At 59.1% G+C, this 23,590-nt stretch carries 21 protein-coding genes; 12 read left to right on the top strand and 9 right to left on the bottom strand.

Features of this window, described 5'->3' with window-relative positions; genetic code table 11:
• The first annotated feature begins 41 nt into the window (after positions 1–41).
• Entirely contained in the window at positions 42–662 is a 621-nt protein-coding gene (locus ABSB80_RS03850) for a 6-hydroxymethylpterin diphosphokinase MptE-like protein (protein WP_428368355.1), read from the top strand.
• Positions 659–2,302 (top strand): radical SAM protein, encoded by a 1,644-nt coding sequence (locus ABSB80_RS03845; protein ID WP_428368353.1) that lies wholly within the window; start codon positions 659–661, stop codon positions 2,300–2,302. The genes ABSB80_RS03850 and ABSB80_RS03845 overlap by 4 nt, the downstream gene beginning before the upstream one ends.
• Positions 2,303–2,389: 87 nt before the next feature.
• Here the strand turns inward: ABSB80_RS03845 and ABSB80_RS03840 are convergent, their stop codons facing one another.
• Both ABSB80_RS03840 and ABSB80_RS03835 read right to left on the bottom strand, forming a co-directional pair.
• Complete coding sequence (locus tag ABSB80_RS03840; protein WP_428368351.1) at positions 2,390–3,130, bottom strand: hypothetical protein; 741 nt, start codon at positions 3,128–3,130, stop codon at positions 2,390–2,392.
• Positions 3,131–3,259: 129 nt separating this feature from the next.
• Positions 3,260–4,393, bottom strand: coding sequence for a CBS domain-containing protein (locus tag ABSB80_RS03835; protein WP_428368349.1), 1,134 nt, complete (start codon positions 4,391–4,393; stop codon positions 3,260–3,262).
• Between the two features lie 51 nt (positions 4,394–4,444).
• Between ABSB80_RS03835 and ABSB80_RS03830 the strand changes: the two genes are divergently transcribed.
• Together ABSB80_RS03830 and ABSB80_RS03825 are read left to right on the top strand one after the other, a co-directional pair.
• On the top strand, positions 4,445–4,708 hold the full coding sequence (locus ABSB80_RS03830) for a PRC-barrel domain-containing protein (RefSeq protein ID WP_428368347.1): 264 nt from the start codon (positions 4,445–4,447) through the stop codon (positions 4,706–4,708).
• A gap of 63 nt (positions 4,709–4,771) precedes the next feature.
• On the top strand, positions 4,772–5,503 hold the full coding sequence (locus ABSB80_RS03825; RefSeq protein WP_428368345.1) for a tRNA(His) guanylyltransferase Thg1 family protein: 732 nt from the start codon (positions 4,772–4,774) through the stop codon (positions 5,501–5,503).
• A 690-nt stretch (positions 5,504–6,193) separates the two neighbouring features.
• On the opposite strand, the gene ileS is transcribed toward ABSB80_RS03825, so the two are convergent.
• A complete protein-coding gene (gene ileS, locus ABSB80_RS03820) occupies positions 6,194–9,379 on the bottom strand; it encodes an isoleucine--tRNA ligase (RefSeq protein ID WP_428368343.1) in 3,186 nt (1,061 codons plus the stop codon).
• A gap of 222 nt (positions 9,380–9,601) precedes the next feature.
• Between ileS and glgP the strand changes: the two genes are divergently transcribed.
• A complete protein-coding gene (gene glgP / locus ABSB80_RS03815) occupies positions 9,602–11,770 on the top strand; it encodes an alpha-glucan family phosphorylase (protein WP_428368341.1) in 2,169 nt (722 codons plus the stop codon).
• Between the two features lie 137 nt (positions 11,771–11,907).
• Positions 11,908–12,366 (top strand): TIGR00725 family protein, encoded by a 459-nt coding sequence (locus ABSB80_RS03810; RefSeq protein WP_428368339.1) that lies wholly within the window; start codon positions 11,908–11,910, stop codon positions 12,364–12,366.
• A gap of 197 nt (positions 12,367–12,563) precedes the next feature.
• On the opposite strand, the gene ABSB80_RS03805 is transcribed toward ABSB80_RS03810, so the two are convergent.
• A complete protein-coding gene (locus ABSB80_RS03805) occupies positions 12,564–12,740 on the bottom strand; it encodes a hypothetical protein (RefSeq protein WP_428368337.1) in 177 nt (58 codons plus the stop codon).
• A 637-nt stretch (positions 12,741–13,377) separates the two neighbouring features.
• Between ABSB80_RS03805 and ABSB80_RS03800 the strand changes: the two genes are divergently transcribed.
• The 4 genes from ABSB80_RS03800 to ABSB80_RS03785 are packed head-to-tail and all read left to right on the top strand — an operon-like array spanning position 13,378 to position 16,541.
• On the top strand, positions 13,378–14,691 hold the full coding sequence (locus ABSB80_RS03800; RefSeq protein WP_428368335.1) for a D-aminoacyl-tRNA deacylase: 1,314 nt from the start codon (positions 13,378–13,380) through the stop codon (positions 14,689–14,691).
• On the top strand, positions 14,688–15,779 hold the full coding sequence (gene ftsZ, locus ABSB80_RS03795) for a cell division protein FtsZ (RefSeq protein ID WP_428368333.1): 1,092 nt from the start codon (positions 14,688–14,690) through the stop codon (positions 15,777–15,779). The genes ABSB80_RS03800 and ftsZ overlap by 4 nt, the downstream gene beginning before the upstream one ends.
• A gap of 6 nt (positions 15,780–15,785) precedes the next feature.
• Positions 15,786–15,995, top strand: coding sequence for a protein translocase SEC61 complex subunit gamma (locus ABSB80_RS03790; RefSeq protein WP_428368331.1), 210 nt, complete (start codon positions 15,786–15,788; stop codon positions 15,993–15,995).
• Positions 15,996–16,010: 15 nt separating this feature from the next.
• Positions 16,011–16,541, top strand: a complete 531-nt coding sequence (locus ABSB80_RS03785; RefSeq protein ID WP_428368329.1) for a transcription elongation factor Spt5 — start codon at positions 16,011–16,013, stop codon at positions 16,539–16,541.
• A 124-nt stretch (positions 16,542–16,665) separates the two neighbouring features.
• Here ABSB80_RS03785 and ABSB80_RS03780 read toward each other — a convergent pair whose 3' ends face one another.
• A complete protein-coding gene (locus ABSB80_RS03780) occupies positions 16,666–17,442 on the bottom strand; it encodes a hypothetical protein (protein WP_428368327.1) in 777 nt (258 codons plus the stop codon).
• A gap of 287 nt (positions 17,443–17,729) precedes the next feature.
• Between ABSB80_RS03780 and ABSB80_RS03775 the strand changes: the two genes are divergently transcribed.
• Complete coding sequence (locus ABSB80_RS03775; RefSeq protein ID WP_428368325.1) at positions 17,730–18,416, top strand: ferredoxin-like domain-containing protein; 687 nt, start codon at positions 17,730–17,732, stop codon at positions 18,414–18,416.
• A 198-nt stretch (positions 18,417–18,614) separates the two neighbouring features.
• Here ABSB80_RS03775 and ABSB80_RS03770 read toward each other — a convergent pair whose 3' ends face one another.
• Positions 18,615–19,265 (bottom strand): flavodoxin family protein, encoded by a 651-nt coding sequence (locus ABSB80_RS03770; RefSeq protein WP_428368323.1) that lies wholly within the window; start codon positions 19,263–19,265, stop codon positions 18,615–18,617.
• 16 nt (positions 19,266–19,281) lie between these two features.
• On the opposite strand from ABSB80_RS03770, the gene ABSB80_RS03765 reads away from it, so the two are divergent.
• Entirely contained in the window at positions 19,282–19,626 is a 345-nt protein-coding gene (locus tag ABSB80_RS03765) for a winged helix-turn-helix transcriptional regulator (RefSeq protein WP_428368321.1), read from the top strand.
• Between the two features lie 101 nt (positions 19,627–19,727).
• Here ABSB80_RS03765 and ABSB80_RS03760 read toward each other — a convergent pair whose 3' ends face one another.
• The 3 genes from ABSB80_RS03760 to ABSB80_RS03750 form a co-directional block, all read right to left on the bottom strand.
• Positions 19,728–20,285 (bottom strand): ferredoxin domain-containing protein, encoded by a 558-nt coding sequence (locus tag ABSB80_RS03760; RefSeq protein ID WP_428368319.1) that lies wholly within the window; start codon positions 20,283–20,285, stop codon positions 19,728–19,730.
• A 131-nt stretch (positions 20,286–20,416) separates the two neighbouring features.
• Complete coding sequence (locus ABSB80_RS03755; RefSeq protein WP_428368317.1) at positions 20,417–21,610, bottom strand: M24 family metallopeptidase; 1,194 nt, start codon at positions 21,608–21,610, stop codon at positions 20,417–20,419.
• 136 nt (positions 21,611–21,746) lie between these two features.
• Complete coding sequence (locus ABSB80_RS03750; RefSeq protein WP_428368315.1) at positions 21,747–23,408, bottom strand: PAS domain S-box protein; 1,662 nt, start codon at positions 23,406–23,408, stop codon at positions 21,747–21,749.
• Positions 23,409–23,590 lie beyond the last annotated feature (182 nt).

The raw sequence follows: 23,590 nt of genomic DNA, 5'->3' as shown, positions 1-23,590 counted from the left end.
CATCATCAGATGCTGAGGATCGAGAAATTCATGAGGCACTCATGAATTTCGAGTTGTGGGAGCCCCACTACCTTGAGATCCTCGACTACTTCGGGTTCGACCGGGCAGGGGACGAGGAAGCAGCCCGGCTCCTCGCCTCGCTCATGACCCGGGACAACCTCCTCTCCCTCGCAGCTCTCACCTGCGGTAACAATGTCACCGTCTGCGGGAACGCCCCGTGCCTGAAAGATGAGCTCGATAAAGTCCGGGGGATCGTTTTTGCCGCCGATGCCGCTGCCTACGTGCTCGATACCCATGGCATCCGCCCTGACGCGGTCTTCACCGATCTTGACGGGGCCACGGACCGGCTCCCTGAACTGAACCGGGAAGGGACGATCGTCGTAGTCCATGCGCACGGCGACAACATCCCGCTCCTGAAGTACTGGGTGCCGAGGTTCCCCGGGCCGCTCGTGGCCACCACCCAGGCCACTCCTCTCCCGCACGTCCACAACTTCGGGGGGTTCACGGACGGCGACCGGGCCGTGTTTGCAGCAGACGAGCTCGGGGCCTCCTCCGTCACGCTTGCCGGCTTTGATCTCGATGACCGGAACGTCGACCCGCTCAAGCGGGGCAAACTCTTCTGGGCCCGGAAACTCCTCGCCCTGATCGGCCACCGTGTATGAGCCCGGACGCGTTCATCCTCGACGGGTACGTGGACGAGCCCGCGTGCCTCGGCGTCCCACCCTACCTCTCGCCCTATATCCGCACGGTGGCGGGGGCACTCATCGGGCACAGGTATACAGTCAGCTACCTCACCATCGACCAGCTCCGCTCCGACCCGCAGCAGGTCAACAGGATGAACCGGGCCGATCTGTTCGTGATGATCGCGGGTGTCACTGTGCCGGGAAAATATCTCGGCGGCACACCGGCAACGCTGACCGAGATCCAGCAGGTCGGGCACATGGTGAGGGGGCCGGAGAAACTGGTCGGAGGCCCGATTGGGTTCGGGTACGCTGCCGAAGGCGGGCAGCGGGCGGTCCGGCAGGTGATTGCCGGGTTCGATGCCCTGCTGACCGGCGAACCGGCGATCGCTCTCGACAACTATCTCGCCGGAAATGATCCGGACGGCATGCTGGACTATTCGCGTACCGATCCGTGGAGTGTTACGGGGAGCAGCATCATCCGGCAGCACCCGGACTACCCGTACGTGATGTGCGAGCTCGAGACCGCCCGGGGCTGCGCCCACGGGGCGACAGGCGGATGCTCGTTCTGCACCGAGCCGTTCTACGGGGTGCCGAAATACCGGGAGATCCGCAGGATCGCGTCAGAAGTTGCAGCGCTCCATGCCTGCGGCGCCCTGCACTTCCGGGTCGGACGGCAGCCGGACATCCTCACCTACGGCGCCGGTGCCGGAGAGTACCCCGTACCCCGCCCCGACCTGCTCGAGAAACTCTTCTCCTCGATCCGTGCTGCGGCCCCGGATCTGAAGACGCTCCACATCGACAACACCAACCCGGCCACCATCGCCCGGCACGAGGAGGAGAGCCAGGAAGCGCTGCGGGCGATCATCCGCCACCATACCCCCGGGGATGTAGCGGCGTTCGGGATGGAGACGGCCGATCCCGCCGTTGTTGCGGCCAATAATCTCAAGGCTGGGCCGGATGAGGTCTTCCGGGCGATCCGGGTTGTCAACGAGCTGGGGGGTGGCCGCCGGGACAACGTGCCCGAGCTCCTCCCGGGGCTCAACTTCGTCTGCGGCCTTGCCGGAGAGACCGTGAAGACTTATGAGCTGAACGAGCAGTTCCTCGTCCGGGTCCGCGACGCTGGCCTCGCCGTCCGGCGGGTGAATATCCGGCAGGTGATGCCGTTTGAAGGCACCCCTGCCTTCATGAACAACACCCTCGGGAAATACGAACGCCGGTTCCGGGTGTTCAAGGAGTTCGTCCGGACGAAGATCGACCTCCCGATGCTCCAGCGGGTCTTCCCCATCGGCACCGTGCTCCGCGAGGTGAGGATCGAGGTATCAGGGAACCTCTCGTTCGGGCGCCAGATGGGGTCGTATCCCATCCTCGTCGGCATCCCCCTCAGTCTTGAGCGGGGAACCGTGACCGATGCCGTGGTCGTGGACTGGGGCATGCGGTCGCTCACGGCCCTGCCGGTGCCGGTGATGATAAACACGCTGCCGGCGTCTGCCATCAGGTGGCTGCCGGGTGTGGGGAAGAAAAGGGTTGCAGCAGTACTGGCAAAGCGTCCGTTTACCGGGCTCGAAGCGTACCGGAAGGTTGCAGGGACGTCGACGATTGATTCCCATCTCATATTCTGAAAAAGTAGTCCAGGTTCATTTTACTCAATGCTCGCATTGTCAACAGTAAAAAAGGGGGATATGGTATCATGATATAGTCAGGGGGTATCATGGTATAATCAGGGCATGGTCTTCAGGATCCAGTTCCGGGGGGATCTTCCGGTACTCCAATCCGCGTGCCATAAAGACAAAGCCAATGGCCGGCAGTAAAATTGCCCCGTAGAAGAGACCAACGAGCATTATCAGCACATCGGCCGGATTGAAGTTCATGAAATTGTCATGATACGGTGATGTCGGAGGCGGGACATAGGTAATCATGTACCAAAGCAGACCGACCAAAAAAGCAAGTCCGACGATCCCGATCGCTGATGATACCCTGATAATCGGAGCGGATATATTGCCACAGGTTTTTCCCCAATAGTTCAGGAAATATGCCGCACAGGCAGGCAGCGCCGCGTACGCGAGTATCGCTCCGATGATTGCGGATATCAGGGATCTTCTCGCCGGGTCTGAAGGTTCATAAAAAGTGTAGATGACAAGCAGGACGCCAATGATACCCATCACAAAACAAAGAGGAAGCCCATCCGGCCAGCGCAGGGATCGTTTCTTCATCCTCCTGACCAGAAGGACACTCCCGGCAAACGAGACGATCATAAGGACTGCATAGAAAAATGTGCCATTGAAAATATACATGAAACCGGACTCCGGAAAAAAGAGCATCTTTGTTCCCGGAATCATATCAGCAAAAATTCCCGCTGCCGGGAAAATATACAGGCCAAAGAACACTGCCGACACGAGGATAAACGGTGTGGAAAAATCGCGACAATCTGTCAGAGGCTTTCCGCTCATATCCATTATAAACAAAGAGCGTTCCATTAATTTAAATATTTTTTGAAATATTTTTTACAACTAATAGTATATTGCTGGAAGAGATCTTCTCTGTGCCAGGTCCGATCCCTATCCAGATTACCCATGAGCCTAGATCTGCTTCAGTTCCGTCACCTTGAGGATATCCGTCCGGGTCACGATCCCGAGGATCTTCCCGTCCAGCACGACCGGGATCCTGCCGATGTTCCGTGCCGACATGATCCGCAGGGCATCGATGACCGGAGCGGTCGGCGGGAGCGTGATCGGGTCGCGGGACATGATGTCCCGGACCTGCATGGCCTCGCGGTCGATCGACGATGTCCGGTTCACATCGGCGAGGGTGACCATGCCGATCAGCGTGTCCCGTTCGACAACCGGGAAGCCGAGGTGCTTGCTCGTGTACATCATCCCGATCACCTGGCTCACCGGGATGGTGGGGGGGACCGTGGTGACCGGCCTGCTCATCATGTCGCCCACCGTGACGTCCTGCAGGAGGTGGCTGTATTTCATCGCCGTTGACTCCATGTTTGCCCCGATGTAGATGAAGAGCGCGATCAGGATCAGGAACGGTGAGAAGGCAAAAAGGCCAATGATCCCGAACAGGATGGCAAACCCTTTGCCCACGTCGGCCGCGATCTTGGTTGCACGGTGAAGCGGCATCCGCTTGGCAAGCCATGCCCGGAGTACCCTGCCCCCGTCCATGGGAAATGCAGGCAGGAGGTTGAAGAAACAGAGGATGATGTTGAGCATGCCGAGGTAGCCGAACAGGAAGACCAGCACACCGGCGGTCCCCGGGCTCAGGGAAAGGGACGGGACCGCATACATGATCCCGGTGCAGACGATGCCGACCACGAGGCTTGCGATCGGGCCCACGAGCGCCATCGGGAGCTCGATCTTCGGGTCGGGCACACCCTCTTCCATCGTGGCAATACCGCCGAAGATCATGAGCGTGATACTGTTGATCGCGATCCCTTTCCTTTTTGCAACGAGGGAATGGGCGAGTTCGTGCACGAGCACGCCGGCAAAGAGGCCGAAGGCCACGATCGTACCGAGGATATAGGGCATAAATCCTGCCGTGATCAGCGAGGTATCGATCGGCACCTGGAACACCTCGGTAAGCATACCCGTGGTCAGCGTAATCTGGCTGCCGATGATCCAGGCAAAGAGGGGGATGACGAGCAGGAATGTGTAGTGAATCAGGATCGGAATCCCAAATAAGCGCCCGATCCGAAAAGACCCGTCCATAACAAAGGATTATCTTTTTAACTCTTAAGTATATACTTTCATCTGATAACGATGGAAACCCAGATTACCGAGTTGTTCGGGCTCCAGATCTACACGGACAAAGGCATGTTTATTGGCGAAGTCGAGGATGTTGTCATTGACGTGGACCAGAAAAAGATTGAAGCTATCGTCGTGGGAAAGGTCAATGAGGAGCTCTTCGAGATGAAGAACTTCAAAGGCCTTAAGATCCCGTACCGCATCATCAGCGCAATCGACGACATCGTCCTGATCCGCCACCTCCCCGGGGCTTTCACGAGCGGAAGCGCGGAAGAGTAACGCAGCGGACGAGGAACAGCGGGACCCCATCCATATTGTCCTGTACTCCCGCATGGTCATCCTATGGAAAACCGGGAAATATTTTCAGCCATCTCCGCCATTCCTCCTGTTTTTGTCCGGCTTGACGGCCGGGCATTCCACCGGCTCGTGGAGAACCTCGGGCTCGAGAAGCCCTTCGACGAATTCTTCAACAACTCGATGGTCACGGCCTGCACGACGCTGGTTTCTGAGAGCGGGCTCAACCCGGACTTTGCCTTCACCTTCTCGGACGAGATCAACCTCTGGTTCAGCCGCCTTCCCTTCAGCGCACGGGTGGAGAAGATCGATTCGGTGGCCGCATCATTCGCCGCAAGTTCCCTGACCCTCGCCCTTGGCGGCACGTCCATCCTCTCGTTCGACGCCCGCGTTATCCCGGCAACACCGGAGTACGCGATGGAATATCTCGCAGACCGGCAGAACGAGGCGTGGCGCAATCACCTGAACGGCTACTGCCAGCAGGCACTGATCGAAGAGGGACTGAGCGCAAAAGAGGCTGCGGCACAGCTCAAAGGACTGCCATCAAAGGACCTCCACGAGATGATGCATACAAAGGGATTCAACCTCGCCCTGACCCCGGCTTGGCAGCGAAGGGGGGTCCTGGTCTACAAGAAACTCACGGAGAAGGAAGGGTTCAATCCCGTCACGCAGGAGAGCGTGGTCACGGAGCGGAGTGCGGTGACCGTGGACTACGATCTCCCGCTCTTCGCGAGCCCGGAAGGGAAGGAATTTTTGAAGAAGCTGATCTCAACTGGCTGATTTTTGTAGTCTTTCTCAATCGTATTATCAGGTTTTTTATCATCTTTTAGATCCGTTTCGACGATGGGGCAGATGGCTCGATCTCCCCGGCAAGGATAGATGCCTCCGCCTCGAAGGATCCTTTCGGTTCTTCCGGGCCTTATTCCTGTCACGATTGCTGAAGCGGCCAGAAATGAAATGCCAGGTGATTACCGTCATAAATTTTTGAATAGCGCTGATAATATGCATTTAATCAAAATTCAGACAAGAATTTGACGATATTTAAAAATCAAAAATATTAAATACATTGAAAGATTATTATCAAATAACCTGTTAAGGGAGGTGATCAACTGATTGACTGGGCGGTATTCTTGAAAATCGACAGAGCAATCCTCCAGGGTATCGTGCAGAACCTGCCACCCATATAACCGGACGGCCGGATGCTTCAAAATAAATTCACCTCAATTCATTTCACCTCTATTCCCTCTTTTCGACCGGAAGACCGGTTCACTCAAACAAAAATCCCGTAAATTTTTCTGCATGCATGTCATCGTTTTTCACAAAGAACCCGGCAATGATGCCGGACTGAACGATGAATTTCCTGCCCCTTTACCCGGGCCCGGGTTGTGCAGGACTCATGACGGTACCCGACCGCCAGGCTTTGAAATTCCAGAGAACGGAATATCCAATAAAAAAGAGACAGACAGGATTTTATTCCTTCTTTGCAATCCCGATCGTCATCGCCACGCCCTCGACGTCCCATTCCTTCACGGACGTGTAGCGGGCAGGGTCCGGCTGTGTCCCGTCCCTGCTGAACCCGAAAAATGTTGCCCGCACCTCATCGCTGATCATCGCTACGATCTCGTTGTCGAGGAGGAGGGCGAGAACCCGCGGTTCGCTCACCGCAACCTCGACGCTGATGAAGTCCTCGACCGCGAGGTCGAGCTGCCGCCGGGTCTCCTGGATCCTCCGGATCACTTCACGGGCGTAGCCTTCCGCTTCGAGTCCGGGTGTGAGGGAGACGTCTACGTACACGGTCGCATCGGTCATGGGGGCCGAGAATATGTCCTCAGGAAGTTTCTCAGTGAAGGTCACGTGATCGCTTCCGATCTCGAAGACGTTGTCCCCGCTGCCCAGCATGACCGTTCGCCCGGCACCGGTCTCCGCTTTGAGCAGGTTTCCGTTGGCCGCTTCGATAAGGGACTTCACCGTGAAGGAATTTTTACCAAACCTTTTCCCGAGGGCTTTCATCACCGGCTCCGGGTGCCAGCCGATCCGCTCCCACCTGCCCATGACCACCGAGACCTTCCGGGCATTTGCCCGGTCCATGCAGACCGGGTTGAGGCGCTCGATCGCGTCTTTCACCGGCTCTGAGTCCGTCACAACGACCACCTCGGAGACCGGCCAACGGAGTTTCCGTTTGCCGGCCTGGCGGGCGTTGGCGCATGCCTCGTCGAACGAGCGGACGATCCCAACTGCCTCTTCCAGCGCCCTGTCCACGAGCAGCAGCTCGCCGGCGTCCCAGTCGAGGAGGTGGACGCTGGACGGGTCGTTCCGGCACCGCAGGTTCCCGTAGATCTCTTCGGTGATGTGCGGGCAGAACGGGGCGAGCAGCTGGCTGAGCCGGCGCATGACATAGTAGATCGTCTCGTACGCGAAGACCTTCTGCTCCGACTCGCCCTCGAGCCACATGCGGGGGCGGACGAGCTGGACGTACCAGCGCGAGAGGTCCTCGAGGATGAAGCTGACCAGCTCGCGGGTGGCCCGGTGGAGCTGGCACTCCTTCATCGCGGCATCGACGAGCGCGGCGACAGAGTTGACCCGGGAGATGATGAACCGGTCCTCGTCAGGCATCTGCCGGAGGTGCGCCCTGATGTACGCATCGTCCCAGACCCCGTCCTTCGAGGCCGGTTCGAACCTGTCGAGGATCATGTAGGGGAGCGGGAAGCGGTACACGTTCCAGAGGATGTTGACCGCCCGGTTGATGGTGCCCACGCCCTCCCAGTTGAACTTGAGGTCGTCCCACGGGGCGGAAGAGGAGAGGACGTAGAGCCGGAGGACGTCGACCCCGACCTTTTCGATCACGTCCGTGGGGTTCACCACGTTGCCGAGGCTCTTGGACATCTTTTTGCCCTCAGCGTCGAGGGCAAAACCGTGCATGCAGACGCTTTTGTAGGGCGCCTTTCCGAATGCGATCGTGCTCGCTCCCAGCTGGGAATAGAACCACCCGCGGGTCTGGTCCTGCCCTTCCGTGATGAAATCGGCCGGCCAGAGCTTCTCGAAGTCCTCCGTCTTCCCCGGGTAGCCGAGCGTGGCCCACGAGGCCACCGCGGAGTCGAACCAGACATCGAAGATGTCCTCGACCCGCTTCATCGTGCCGCCGCACGGGCACGGGATGGTCACGCCGTCCACGTACGGGCGGTGGGGATCTTCGAGCGGCCTCCCGCTCCGCTCCTCGAGCTCCCGGATCGTGCCGATGACCCGGTACGAGCCGCACTTCGGGCAGACCCAGACCGGGATCGGGATGCCCCAGTAGCGCTGGCGGGAGATGCACCAGTCGCGTGCCTCCTTGATCCAGTCGTAGAACCGTGCGCTTCCCGCCCAGTCGGGGTACCACGTCACCTTCTCCACTTCCGAGAGCATCAGGTCCCGCATCTCGGAGGCTTTCAGGAACCACTGCGAGGTGGCACGGAAGATGATCGGGGTCTTGCAGCGCCAGCAGTGACCGTAGCGGTGGGTGACCGTCTCCTTCGCAAAGAGGTGATCGCCCAGAGCCTGAAGGACGTTCTCGTTCGAGTCCCGCACGTACTGGCCGGCAAACTCTCCTGCCTCATCCCGGAACCTTCCTGCGCCATCCACCGGGCAGACGATGGCGAGCCCTTCTTTGGTCCCGAGCACGAAGTCGTCCCACCCGTGGCCGGGCGCAATGTGGACCATGCCGGTGTTTTCGAGCGCGACAAAGTCAGCGGTCACGACCTTGTGGCTGATCTCCCGCTGGAGCGGGACGCAGGATGCGAGCGGGGACTCGTACTGCCACCCTGCGAGTTCGGCACCCTTCTTCGTCTCAAGCAGGGTGAAATCCCTGCATCGCCCCTTCTTGAGCACCGCTTTCACGAGCGGCTCTGCGATCCACAACAGGGTTTCCTTATCGTCCTTCTTTGCGAGCACCTTTGCGTACACGAAATCCCTGGCCACCGCGACCGCGACGTTTGCCGGCAGCGTCCACGGCGTTGTCGTCCAGATGAGGAGGAACTCGTTCGTCCTGCCCTTGAGGGGGAACCTGACGAAGACCGAGGGGTCGTTCTCGTCCCAGTACTCAACTTCGGCGTCCGCGATCGCCGTCTCGCAGCGGGGGCACCAGTTCACGACCCGGTGCCCGCGTTCGAGCATCCCGCGGTCCTCGGCCCGGGCGAGCGTCCACCACGCCGCTTCGATATATTCCCGCTTGACGGTCTGGTATGCTCCCGGGAAATCGAGCCAGACGCCGAGGGCAGCGAACTGGTCATCCATCAGTTTCTTGTTCGTCACCGCGAACTCGCGGCACTTCTCGATGAAGGGCTGGATGCCGAACTTCTCGATATCCTTTTTTGACGCGAACCCGAGGGCCTGCTCGACCTTCACCTCAATCGGCAGCCCGTGCATGTCGTACCCAGCACGGTCGATGACATGCCTGCCGCCCATCCGGTGGTAGCGCAGGATGCTGTCCTTCAGGATCTTGTTCCATGCCGTCCCGAGGTGGATGTGCCCGGTGGTATACGGCGGGCCGTCCACGAAAAAGAACGGTTTTCCCGTGCTGCGGTGCTTCCTGACCGCCTGGTAGGTGTCGTGGGTGCGCCAGTATTCCTGCACCTCACGCTCGATCTCCTCTGCACTGAAGTTCGCGGTGACTTCCTTCACAAGACCCCTCACTGTACGATGGCGGGATGCCTGAAACGTATGGACACATGTTGGCGCCCCGGCACAAAGTAGTTTTTCTCGCATCCGGGACCGGCCATGCCGGTATCAGCCCGGCGCGGTTAATGGGAAAAGCCCGTTACGGGCAGACCCGCGGGTTGAGGCCAGGGCATACCCCGCCTATCCAAACGTTTATGGCACCAGAAGAGAGAGCGCTCAACTGTTGTGTCCGGACCTGACAACCGTTTTACCCACATCCCCCCGCGGCTCTCGGGGCTCGTCGAGCTCGCGTACAACCTCTGGTGGAGCTGGCACCCCGAGGCACGCGTCCTGTTCAAGCAGCTGAACCAGGTGGCATGGAAGACCAGCGTCCACAACCCCGTGCGGATGCTCCGGGACGCCCCTGTGGAGTTTTTTGATACCGCGGAAAAGAATGCGGAATATCTCCGCCGGTACGAGATCGTGATGAACCGGTTCCGGCGCTACATGAACGCCAGGACCGGCTGGTTCCGGGAGCAGTACCCCGAGGGCCGCACCCTCACCATCGCGTATTTTTCGGCAGAATACGGGCTCCACCATTCCCTTCCCATGTATGCCGGGGGGCTCGGGTTCCTTGCAGGGGACTTTCTCAAGGAGTGCAGCGACCTTGGCGTCCCGCTGGTGGCCGTGGGGTTCATGTACTCGGAGGGCTACCTCCACCAGCATATCAGGGCGGACGGCTGGCAGGAAGGGATCCGGGAGACCCTTGACCGGGACGCCGCACCGGTCAAGCGCGTGCTGAATGAATCCGGCGAGCAGCTTGTGATCCGGGTTCCCTATATCGAGCCCCCGATCTCGGTTGCCGTATGGAAAGTGGACGTTGGGAGGGTTCCCCTCTACCTCCTCGACACCGACATCCCCCTCAACGACCCGGCCAGCCGCCGGATATCCTCGAACCTGTACACGTCCGACCGGGAGGAACGGTTAAAGCAGGAGATCGTGCTGGGCATCGGGGGCCGGAAGGTCCTGCACTCGCTCGGCATCCTGTACAGTGCCGTCCACCTCAATGAGGGACACCCGGCCTTCGCCCTGCTGGAACGGATCCGGGAACGCGTGGAGCGGGGGATCCCGTTCGGGGAGGCCCTCTGCCAGGTGCAGGTCACGTCGGTCTTCACCACCCATACTCCCGTCGCGGCCGGGCACGATGTCTTCCCGGAAGAGCTGATGGACCGCTACTTCAGCACCTATTACCCGGCGCTCGGGATCGACCGGGAGACCTTCTTCCGTCTCGGGGCGCACCCGGACTTCCCGGGCGAAGGCTTCAACATGACCGTCCTTGCCATGCGCCTCTCCGCTTGCCATAATGCCGTCTCCCGCAGGCACGGGGAACTCGCTCGCCAGATGTGGCGGAACCTCTGGAAGGACCTGCCCTATGACCGCATCCCGATCGATGCGATAACCAATGGTGTCCACCTTCCATCGTGGATGAACCCGAGGATCGAGGATCTCATCGACACGTACGTCTACCCCGTCACCCCGAACTGGCAGCAGGAGCATGACGATGAGACCATCTGGGACCTCATCGACGAGATCCCGGACGAGAAGCTCTGGGACCTCCATTTCGACCTCAAGATCAAGCTGATCAACCGTATCCGTGAGCGCAAGCGGATACAATGGGCAAAAGGGCAGGAGGACCCGCGTACCCTGGTCACCGGGGGCCTGCTCCTGAACCCCTCCACCCTCACTATCGGGTTCGCACGGCGATTTGCCACCTATAAGCGGGCGGGCCTGATCTTCTCTGACATGGACCGGCTCCGGCGTCTCGTCACCGACCGCTGGCGGCCGGTCCAGATCGTCTTTGCGGGCAAGGCCCACCCGTCCGATGATGACGGGAAACGGGTACTCCAGCAGATCTACCAGATCGCACAACTCCCCGTGTTCGAGGGGAGGATCGCGTTCGTGGAAGACTACAGCGAGCAGAGCGCCCAGTACCTGGTGCACGGCGTCGATGTCTGGCTCAACAACCCGCTCCCTCCGATGGAGGCCAGCGGGACGAGCGGCATGAAAGCCGCCCTGAACGGGGTGATCAACCTGAGCATCCTCGACGGCTGGTGGCTGGAAGGGTACAATGGGAGGAACGGCTGGGCGTTCGGGAGCGATTCGGCTGTTGACAACCGTGATGAGGAGGACGCCCGGGCCATCTACAACCTGCTGGAGAACGAGGTCGTTCCGCTCTACTACTCGTCCGCGCTTGACGGTATCCCACACGGCTGGGTGAGCATGATGAAGGAATCGATCAAGAGCAACGCCCCGCGGTTCTCCGCCCGGCGGATGGTCAAGGAGTACGTCTCCCGCTACTATCCTGAGATGATGTCGGGCGCCGATGTGGCCTACTCGTGCGTGCTGAAACGGTAATCGTACCGCCGTTTTCAGGGGTGCTGTCATCTTCCGCTCACGGTTGTTCTTTTTAAAAACTGCTGGCGGGGGATGTATCCGGACCTGGCACCCAGCCAGTATCTGGTTTTATGTGGTGCCGGCCCAAGGTTACCTACATGCAGATCGCGGTGATTGGTGCTGCCGATACCACACCGGAGGAGTCCGGGGCTGCACATGCCGTCGGAAGCCTGGTTGCCGGAGCCGGCGCGATACTCATCTGCGGGGGACTCGGCGGCGTTATGGAGGCGGCGTGCAGAGGCGCACAGAAGGCGGGCGGGACGACTGTCGGCATCGTGCCGGATACCGGTCATGGCAACCGGTACCTTGACATCGTCATCCGTTCCGGGCTCGGCCACGCGAGGAACGTGCTCGTCTCCCAGTCGGCGGATGCGGTGATCGCCATCGGCGGGAGTTACGGGACCCTGTCGGAGATCGCGGTTGCGCTGAAGAATGAGCGCCCGGTGTTCGGTCTCTCCACTTGGAAGATCCCGGGGATAATACCGTGCGCCACCCCGGAAGAAGCGGTGGGGATGGCGGTCCGGGCCGCACGGGAGGCCAGCCACCCGAAGGGCTAAAAAAAGGCCAAGGGCATGGAGCCATGAGCGGGTACACGCTTCCGCAGGGGTGCCCCCTGCCCGTGCCCGGAACATACCGGGATTGCCTGAGGCCAACGGACAACCCGGACCATGCCCCGGAGCAGCAGCTCATCTCACCAGCTCCTTTTCCCTGCGGAGCGGATGCGTGCGGGGCTGGAACGTTCATTTAAAAAAAGTTACTTGAAGCAGCCCAGCTGGCAGGCACGGATCTTGACGTCGTGGGAATTGCAGTAATCGCTGACCTCGCGCTTGGTGATCTTGTGCTTCTCCGCGATGGCAAATGCCTGCGGGCAGGTGATCTCCCGGTCGATCCCCTCCTCAATGAAGATCTTCTCCACTTTTTTGGCGTCCATGGTAACACTGTTCTGTGTACTTGCGTATAGTGTTTACTACCCGTGAATTATGAAAGATCTACAACCGGAAAATCCGGATTTTCTGAAATTGTGTGTGAGGTTTCCCTCGCGTTCTTCGACTGTCATGAGGGTGACCTCCTCTCTCACGTCGAAGAACTCTGACGAGTTCTTCTCAAGCCTGCTCTTCCCTTCGGGAATCTGAAAGGTTCATCAGAACCTTGAAGTGGAGAAGAATTCGTCAGAATTCTTCGAACAGCAGTCTCCCAGTAGGGGGAGGCAATGCAAGGGGAGGATCCCCATGACCCCCTTTTTAAATCTCTCCGTTTTTCAGGATTTTTCATCAACCTTCTGAGGAACTATCCCAATATGGGGGAAATCTGCCGTTGCCCTGGGCAAGGGCAGATTCGAGAAGATACGAGAGCATCTTCGCTGTGCTCTGGTGGCAGGCTATTCGAAGAACGCTGATGCGTTCTTCTCTTGTCTCCATGACTCCGTCATGTCGACATCCCCAAAAGCGTCGTAGTATATCTTTGAGCAGTTCTATAGACCCAATATTTCTCCAGAACGGAATTTTCTCATTAAATTATGTGCAATTCCATGAGAGACTTATTGAAAATGTACCGCAAAGTAGTGATCAATGAAGGTCGCGCTCGTCAGTTCCCGGCAGGACAAAGCGGGACAGAATATCCGGCACCATATCGGACAGTTGCTCGACAGCAGCAGCTTTGGTGGGCAGACTCCGGGGCGTACCTACGAGTTCATCGACGTGGAGGAACGGTTGATCCACGCAGGCCGGGTCGATGCAGGGTGCGATGCCGATCTCGTCATCTTCCTCTCCCGGCACGCGAGCGTCAACCCGGTCCCCGTCCTCACCGTCCACGTGACCGGGAACTTCCGGGAGGCGGAACTCGGCGGGGAGCCGCGGACGCTTGCACCCGCTGCCCCGGCGATGATGCAGGCTACGCTCCGGGCGCTCGCCCGGCACTGCCCGGAGGGCTACCGGGTCTCGTACGAGGTGACCCACCACGGCCCGACTGCGCTCGCGCTCCCTTCTTTTTTTGTCGAGATCGGGAGCACCGAGAAGGAGTGGACCGACCCGGTCGCCGGGCGGGCCGTGGCGGAGAGCGTTCTCTCCGCCGTGCCGATCGATCCGGTACCGCTGATCGGGTTCGGCGGGACCCATTACGCGGCCCGTGAGACGGAGATCGCCCTCACATCCCGTGGGGCATTCGGCCACATCGCCCACACCCGCGAGATACCTGCACTGAATAAGGAGATGGTCCTTGCCATGATAGAGAAGAGCGGGGCGGTGGCGGCCTACATCGACCGGAAAGCGCTCGCCCGCGAAGACATTGGCCGGTTGTCCGGGGTGCTGGCGGAGCTCGCGATACCGCGGTTGTCCGGGAGCGAGATTGCTGCCATCGGCCGCCTCTCGTGGGAGACGTATTGTGCCGCCAGGGAGATGGCCGGTGCAGTCTCCCCGGGCGCCCGCTGCTATGTCCACGACCTTTCAGGTTCCGGAAAACTCACCCTTGTCCGGGCAAATCCGGTTTTAATTGGAGAAACAGCAAAATCGGACGAGCCGGGGCTGATAAAAGATCTCGACAGATTGCCGGTCGTTCACATTTCCACGGCCGCAAATCGACTGCTTCCTCAATTTATCACGTATGAGGAACATTCTTCGCGGATAATACATGATTTAAATACCTTGTGCGTAAAAATCATACGTAATAAAGAGATCACTGCAACGGAGAGCGATCACCTGATCATAACCAAGGTACGGTTTGACCCCGGAAAAGCGCGCGAACTGGGGGTACCACCCGGACCTTTTTACCAACGCCTTTCAGCAGGTCAGGCTATTGAGATCAACGGCAGGGTGATCACACCCGACATGGTATCTTCCTGCAGTGAGACTGACATCCATATCCCGGGGTTGGAGAAGTTTCCATGAGGTCAATTGTTGAAGAGGCACTAACCAAGGCGAGGGACGAGACCGTATCGCCCACGCAGAATAACGAAGACCTTGACCAGATCCTTGCCGAGCTCAAGACGGAGATAACGGTGATCGGGTGCGGGGGCGGCGGGTCGAATACGATCTCCCGCATGATGGAAGAGGGTATCCACGGTGCGAAGCTCATCGCCATCAACACCGACGCCCAGCACCTGATCCGCACCCACGCGGACCAGCGGATCCTCGTCGGCCGCCAGCGTACCCGCGGCCTCGGGGCCGGCTCCATCCCGCAGATCGGCGAGGAAGCTGCCCTCGAGAACGAGCAGGAGATCCGTGCCGTGGTCTCCGGCTGCGACATGGTCTTCATCACGGTCGGGCTCGGCGGTGGCACCGGGACCGGCGTGGCCCCGGTCGTGGCAAAGGCAGCCCGGGAGGAAGGGGCCCTCACGATCGCGATCGTCACCCTGCCGTTCGCTGCGGAAGGTGCCATCCGCATGGAGAATGCAGAGGCAGGCCTCGAACGCCTCCGGGACGTGGCGGACACGGTCATTGTTGTGCCCAATGACAAGCTCCTCGAGGTCGTGCCCAAGCTCCCGCTCTATGCGGCGTTCAAGGTCGCGGACGAGGTCCTGATGCGTGCGGTCAAAGGAATCACCGAACTGATCACGATGCCCGGGCTCGTGAACCTGGACTTTGCCGATGTCCGCACGGTCATGGAGCGCGGCGGCGTGGCCATGATCGGCATGGGCGAGAGCGACAGCGAGGACAAGGCGGCAGATTCGGTCAAGAAGGCGATCCGTTCGCCGCTCCTCGACGTGGATATCTCCGGCGCGACCGCCGCGCTCGTCAACGTGGTCGGCGGCCCGGACATGACCATGGAAGAAGCGGAAGGTGTCGTGCAGGAGGTCTACAACCGCGTAGACCCGAATGCGCGTATCATCTGGGGTGCCCAGATCGACCCGGGGATGGAAAACAAGATGCGCACCCTGCTGGTGGTCACGGGCGTACGGTCGCCACAAATATATGGTCGTAATGAGAAGCTTACCCCCAAAGTACAGAAACAGTTTGAGATCGATTTTCTCAAGTGAGCGGATATGGAAATTTCAAAGCCTGACTTCAAAACAGACGTATTACACGAGGAGCTGCTCCGCAAATACCTGCGGGTGCTCAAACTCGCGCGCACCCCCACCCGGGAAGAGTTTACCAAGATCGCGACTGTTGCGGCAGCCGGTGTCCTCCTTGTCGGACTGATCGGTTTCATCATCTATGTCTTCTTCGTTCACAAGGCCCTGCTGGGATTCTAGGCCGGCCCGATGCTTATGACACAGCCAACCAGTCCAGCACCCAGTACCGCCCCCGCGGTGGCACCCGCAGCTCCTGAGGTATTCGTCAACCGGATATTTGCCATCAAGACGACATCGAAGCAGGAGCGGACGGTCGCGGACAACATCCTCAAGGCGATCGATACCAAGGCAACGGACGTCAAGGTCACGGCCATTATCGTGCCCAACGAGCTGCAGGGCTACGTGCTCGTGGAGACCCCTGAGAAGATGAACCGGATCGAGCAGCTCGTGGAGAAGGTTGCCCATGCACGGTCGGTGATCAAGGGCGAGACTACCCTTGCTGAGGTCGGCCACTTCCTCATCCCGAAACCTGTCGTCTCCGGCATCGAGGAAGGCACCATCGTCGAGCTGATCGCCGGGCCCTTCAAGGGAGAGAAAGCCGTGGTCAAGCGCGTGGACTCCGCGAAGGAAGAGATCACGGTCGAGCTCTACGAGAGCGTGGTCCCGATCCCGATCACGGTCCGGGGCGACAACGTCCGGGTCGTCGAGAAGTTCAGCGACCGGTAATACTTTATCTCTTTTTCATGTAACCGGTGCAGAACGACCGTGCACCGGGAACTGAACGTGTCCGAGAAGGAGCCAAAACCGGAGTCAGAATTGGACTATCCTTGATTGGTCTCAATAAAAAAGGTTAGGCCGGTGCAGGAACGGTAGCGGTCTGTGTCACCGTTGCCCCCGCAGGGTGGGCAGTCCGGTAGCCTTTCACGATATCGCGGAACTGGCTGCACAACGTCGCCAGCTGCTGGTTTGCGGACTGAACTGCTTTCCCGTCCTGGCTGTCGAACGCGGCCTTCAGGGCAGTGCCTTCCTGCTGGATCTGGTTTTCGACCTCCTGTGCCTGCGAGACATCGACACCTCTTGCCGTCAGTTTCGCGAGCACGCTGTTCCGTTCCTGATCGTTGTGTGCAAACTCATCCATCCGGGCGGTCCCGCGGTCCGTCCACCACGTGTTTTTGAGGTCCTGAATCGTAGTTGACTGTGCCATGACCGAGGCGTTGACGCTCTCGCGGAGGGCCTTTCCGGTGCCGTTGTACTCCTTCAGTGATCCTCTTGCCGTGCTCATGAACTCCTTCCGGTCTGCACCCATCTGCGTTTCCGCGGCTTTGATCTGATCAGCGGCGGTCATCGACTGCACCGAGGACTCTGTGCCGGTGAACTGCGATTCAAGAGAGGAGAGCTGGCCTGTCCCGGCACCATTGCTGAGGGTACCGATATAGCTGATCGCCCCGTCCATCTGTGCCTGTCCGATTGCGCCGGCGTACGCCACGCCTGCCTGCATCGCGGTGATATGTTCGGGGTTGTCGTTCCATGAAGTCCCGTTCCCGAGAGCGCTCGCGGCCGGCATGATCGCCGCAACGAGGCAGATCATGCAGAAGCCGCACAGCATTGTTATCCTGGTGTTTTTCATTTCTGTCACCTGTCTTCCCGGGTGTTGTTCGCACCCTGATCACCCGTTGCCCGGAGGAGCTTATGTATTCATAAAATGGGAGCAGTGTTCCGTGTAAAAATGCGGGGCGAAACGTTGAACCCGCAGGTTAGACCATATCTGACTGATCCTGGCGGACCAGGGTGACTCTCCCCGCTATTCTCCGTTACGAACCAAATCACAAAGTCAATACAACGCGCCGGAACCGCCCCCGGGCACAATAAAGATAATCCGGCACGGTACAACACTCTCCACGGGAGTTGTTGTGGATGGCAGATCAAGGAGGCGCGATACTCCAGCGGGACGGGAGATGCTATGCGGTAATAACACGGACACCAGCGGGAATAGTCACGCCGGACGATCTTGAAACGATCGCGAGGATCGGGAGGAAGTACCGCGTACCGGTCCTCAAGATCACCTCCGGCCAGCGGATCATCCTTGCCGGCCTTGAACCGGGCGACGTGCAGAAGGTCATCGATGAACTGGGGACGCTGGCAAAACCCGAGACTGCCCCGTGCGTGAAATTCGTACAGGCCTGTCTCGGCACCGACATGTGCCGGTACGGCAACCAGGACTCCGTCGGGCTTGCGCTGGCTGCCGAAGAGCAGTTCAGGAACCAGACATTCCCGGCGAAGATCAAGATTGGGGTATCCGGGTGCCCGCGCTGCTGCGGCGAAAGCCATACGCGGGACATCGGGATCATGGGGACGAACCGGGGGTGGACGATCTTCTTCGGAGGGAACGGCGGGACACGGCCGAGGTTCGGGGACATGGTTGCCCGGAATCTGTCAGCGGTGGAAGCGCTGGACTGTGCGCAGCGGCTCGCCGGGTATTACCGGAGCCATGCAAAGCCGCACGAACGGACCGCCCGGTTCATGGAGCGGACCGGGATGGACACGCTCACGTCCGATCTCCTGTCATTCCTTCCGTACATACCGATTGAGAAGGCGACCTGAGGATGAACATTACCGATCTTTCTGAGGCAGTGTCGGGCCCGGATCCGCACCATGGGGACGCCCGGAAGATCTGCAATTTGCCCTGTGCGATGATTACCCTCACCAATGCCCCGACTGGCAGGAGTCACAGATTGGACAGATCATGTGATACCCTGGTAGAATACTCCCGATAAAAGAGATCCGGATATCTCCGGATACTCACTTTTTGTAGGTCTTTTTGACGAACCACGCGATATTCTGGCCAAGCTGGCGCATCGTATCAACGCCCTCTTCATCGGTTTCGACATCGCCGGGCTTGAGCCCTATCGCCAAGTTCCAGTACCGCGATCCTGCGGTGAACATCCCGCTGATACCAAAGAAATGGTTGATCGTGTCGACTGCGCAGACCGCCCCGGCCCGGCGCTGTGCCGCAATCCCTGCCCCGAGTTTCTGCCGGAAGAGGTCCCCGTTGGCTTTTGCGACAAAGAACGAGCGGTCCATGAACGCCTTGATCTCCGGTGTCACGCCGGCAAAATACGTGGGCGTTGCGATGATGATCGCGTCCGCTTCGATCATCTTCTCAATACAGTCGTTCACCATATCATTTTCCAGCACGCACCGCTGGTCCCGGTTCTCGAAGTATTTCCAGCAGGCGGTGCAGGGACGGACGTTCTTCCCGCCGATCTGGATGAGTTCGGTGGTGATCCCCTCCTTCTCGATCTCCCTGAGCGCATGGCGGATCAGCAGGCTCGTATTTCCGTCCTTGTTCGGGCTTCCGTTCAGTGCAATGACCTTCATCGTAACCTCGTCCGGTACATCCCGGCCCGGTAGAATATCAATAGCCAGTATATTATAGGAATCAGTTATCATATTGTTACCAGGTAACATGAACCGAACGCGTGAAACCTGCACCTACCATTGCGAGATCGAGGCGGCCTTCGCAATCATGGGCGGGAAATGGAAAGCCCGGATCATCTGGCATATCGGGGAGGGAAAGCCAAGGTTCAATGAACTGCGGGACATACTGGAGAATGTCAGCCCCCGTATGCTGGCAAAGCAGTTGCGGGAACTGGAACGGGACGGCCTCGTCATCCGCACGCTGCACCCTGAAATTCCCCCCCGGGTGGACTACTGTCTGACCGGTGCCGGCAAAGCCCTCGTCCCCATCCTCGAGAGCATCAGCACATGGGTCACGGAATTCTGCCCGGACGCGGCTGAGAGGATCGGATAGCCGGATGAGCCCGGACCTATTCCCCGGACAGGACACTGCAGTCCTGAATAAAAAGGGGGTTCTGGCGCCGGAGAATCTGTTCGGCGCCCGCGGGTGACGGTTCAGTGCTCGATCGTGGCGGCAAAGTAAATATCTCTTCCTGACGCTTTCAGGGGAATCCCGTACACGATACTGCACTCTTTGAGCATCCCGAGTTTCAGTGCGGCAACACCGGCGGTATACATGACCCGGTTGTCCACGTTATGGATGCTCGCGGTCTTCACCGCCGACCCGACCGCAATGCCGAGGTCCGTGACCTTGAAGACGCAGTTCGGACCTTTATAATCCGTCGTGTGGGATCCTGCAGCCGTGCAGGCTTTCTCCATCTCCGTGCAGCTTGCATACCCGCACCCGCCGCAGTTCAGCCCCAGGCTCTTCTCCCCGCTCACTCCGATAAGGACCATCGCATCGCTGGCTTTGACCTGTTCGCCGTTGATCCGGAAAAAATCCATGCCGGTTTCGGCAGCGATCCGGATCATTTTCTCCCCGATCTTCTCCTGGTCTTTGCCCGTCACGATCTCGATGGTGAGCGAATCGATCCCGACCGCCTTGGGCGCGGTCCGTGCTGCCAGGGCCATGAGCCCGGCAACCGTTGTTACAGCATCTGTTTCAACAGACATACCTGACTATGGGAACTGAACCCCTAAAAACCGGAAAGTTACAGAAATGTTATTGGATAGCACCCTGTCCCCCTGTCAGGAAGCGAGGGAGCTTCAATGGCGCATTGGCTGTCTGAAAATAAAGCAGATGTTCACCCGACCGGCATCAGGCCGGGGTGACTACCGGTGATACTGCGGCCGCCACCCGGGGTGACGAGGAAGGTATTCTCGGTTCCGACCATCCCGATCCCTTTGATCCCTTTCTTGGGTTCGAGAGCGATGACCATCCCCTCTTCGAGCGGTGTGTCAAATCCCCTGGCGATCACCGGGTTCTCGGCGATCTCGAGGCCGATCCCGTGCCCGAGGAACTGGACTTTCCGGTCCCCGTACCCCATGAAATTTTCGAGGAACGCAGGTTCGAGATCGGCCGTTACCGTCTCGTAGATCTGCGAGGGAACCGCGTCCGGCCTGAGGAGGGGGATGATGGCGTCCTGGATGTCGAGGCACCGCCGGTGGACCGCGATGACTTCGTCCGGCAGCGTCCCGCCAAACACGTACGTCATGGTCTTGTCGGTGTGGTAGCCGTGATACCCGCAGCCGATGTCGCAGAAGATGAGGTCCCCCTTCTTGAGCTTCCGCTCCCGGCTGCCGAGCAGCGGGACGGCAGGCGACATCCCGGCGTTGCCGCCGGGGCTGTCGAGGTAGGTCGGGTAGATGGAACTCTCGCCAAAGCCGATCAGCCCCAGCATGATTTCGGCCCCGGAGATCCCGAACCTGACGATCCCGTGGTGGCCTTCCCTCACCATGACTGCATAGAGCTCGCCCGAGAACTCGGCCTCGCTTATACCCTCGCGGAGGATACCCGGGGCGAGGTCCTCGAGGACATGGCGGTGGATGCTGCCCGCCTGCTCCATCAGCTGCCGTTCGTACGGGCTCTTGACCGAGCGGATGTCTGCCACCACGCCATCGACTGCTCTTGCATCGCTGAAGGCGAAATGTTTCCGGAGCCGCTGGTACGTGGCGAGCGATACCTGTTCGGTCTCCAGATACACGGTCCTGGGAATCGCACCCGTTGCTTCTGCCGCTGTCCGGTAGCTCTGCATCGGGAGGATCTGCGGGAAACGGGACTCGTCCACTGCACGTGCGAAGCTCCGGCGGACCCAGAGGACAGGTTCACGTTGGCGTGGGATGAGCAGTATCCCGTCCTGCATCGTCCCCGTAAAATAGTAGAGGTTGACGTTGCTGGAGATGATCGCAAGCTCCCAGCCGGGGTTCACAGTGTCCATCCTTACCCGGAAACGCTTCAGCCGGTCGTTGAGCTCACTAAGCGGGACCTTCGTGTGCATGCAGTACTGTTGTTGATTTTTAAAATCAAATAACTGGTGGCAGGGATCGATTGGTCCGGAAATCCCTGGTTGCTTCCTTCAGTCCGTGCCCCACCCCGCAGCTCCCGGTATGAGCCTTCCCGGACAGAATTTCAGCTTAATGAGGGGTGAACCGGTACTGTCCCCCCGGCACGCTGATCTCGAACCGGACCCCCTTACCCGGCTCTCCGTTCTCATCAATCTTCATACCATAGATTTCAAGGATATCGTGGACAAAGAAGAGGTCAAACCCGGTCATCTTGCCAAAACTCCTGGTGAACAGGTCATGTTTCCGGTCTTCCGGAATCCCGACTCCGTCATCCTGGTAGACCAGGGTGCATCCGGATGCAGATTCACGGGCGGTGATCCGGATTTCTGTAACCTTTTTCCCGTGCTTTACCGAGTTATCGATAAGGTGCCAGAACACTTTTTCGATGACAGGATCTGCGTATATCTCCAGGTTCTCCGCTTCGTTCGTGATCCGGACAGATCCTGCCAGACCCGTGCTGCGGATGGTGTCCAGGAGGCTCCCGAGACGGTGCCAGCGGGGGGGCTGCTGGCCGATCTCCTGGTATTCCTTGGTATACAGGATCTGCTGCTGGATCACCTTGAGGATCTCTTCCTCGCGGGTGCGGAATTCCTCAGCTTTCTGATCGGTGATATGCTCCCTGCTCAGCTCGACATATCCCCGAAGTCCGGAGATCTTGTTGTAGATGTCATGCCACGCGACCGTATTCATCAGGTTCAGTTTCTGGTTCGCGATCTGCAGGGCCTGCTCCTGTTTCTTGCGCTCGGTGATGTCCTCGGAAAAGATGACGATTCCGCCGACCGTGTTGTCGGCTGTGAACCACGGGCGCACCTCCCAGCTCAGCCACTGGACGGTTCCATTTGCCCGCACGAACCGATCCTCATCGGCGTGAACAACTTCGCCCGCAAGGCCGCGGCTGTGTACGGCCGTCCAGTAGTCCGGGATCTCGGGAAGGATCTCATAGTAAGACCGGCCAAGGATCTCCCGGTCTTCGAGATGATAGTCCGCTATCCATCTGCGGCTGGCCGCAATGTAGTGCATATCGCGGTCGAACATGGCGAGGGCGGCAGGCGCGTGCCGGATGAAGAGCCGGAGTTTCTCCTCGCTCTCCCGGAGCGTCTCCTCAGCCCGTTTGCGTTCGGTGATATCCCGGACGATAGTCCCCAGACCAGCCGGCTGTCCTGTATCGTCCCGGAGAAGGAACGCGCGTAATGCCACGGGGAAGATCGTCCCGTCCTTTCTCCGGTATTCTTTCTCGTAGACATCAGAATAGCCGAGCAGCAGGACCTGTTCTTTCAGGATCCTCTCCTCGGACTCATGCCATTTCTCCGGGGTGATATCACGGTAGGTGAACCCCCGGAGCTCTTCATCGGAATAGCCCAGCATCTCCCGGAACGCAGGATTGTATTCTTTTATCCGGCCTGCCATGTCTACACTTGCGAATGCATCCCTCATGCTCTCGTAGAGCTTCCGGTACCGGGTCTCGTACTGGAACAGCAGCTGTTGTTGTTTTTCTGATGCACCCGTGAAGTAATGGATGAGACCGTAGAGCAATAGTGTCGTGACGATAATGAACCCGAACCCTTTGAGCTCCGAGTAGAGCAGGAACGCGTCCGATCCGCCGGTTATTGCAAAAGCGAGGTTATCGGAAAAAAAGATCCAGGCAAGACCGATCACAAGGTAGACCAGTGCCACCTTCAGGGCACCTGATTGCAGGAAAGCCCGGAACCGGTCCCGTGCTGAGGGTGCCATGAACACACTCTCACGAAGCGAACCGCAATAAACGTTTGCCTGCCGGAAGATTTTCCGGTGTGCTCCGGTGAAAAAGGTGAATCGTTAAAAGATCCCCGCAATCCCGTATTATCGCTGAACTGGTGGACCGGTAATTCAACCGGGCGGAGATCCTGTCCGGGTCGGTACGGCATATCTTCCCA

This window comes from Methanoregula sp., assembly GCF_050010295.1.
Lineage (GTDB): Archaea > Halobacteriota > Methanomicrobia > Methanomicrobiales > Methanospirillaceae > Methanoregula.
Note: the sequence above shows the minus strand (reverse complement) of the source record. Positions and strands in the feature narration are given on the sequence as shown.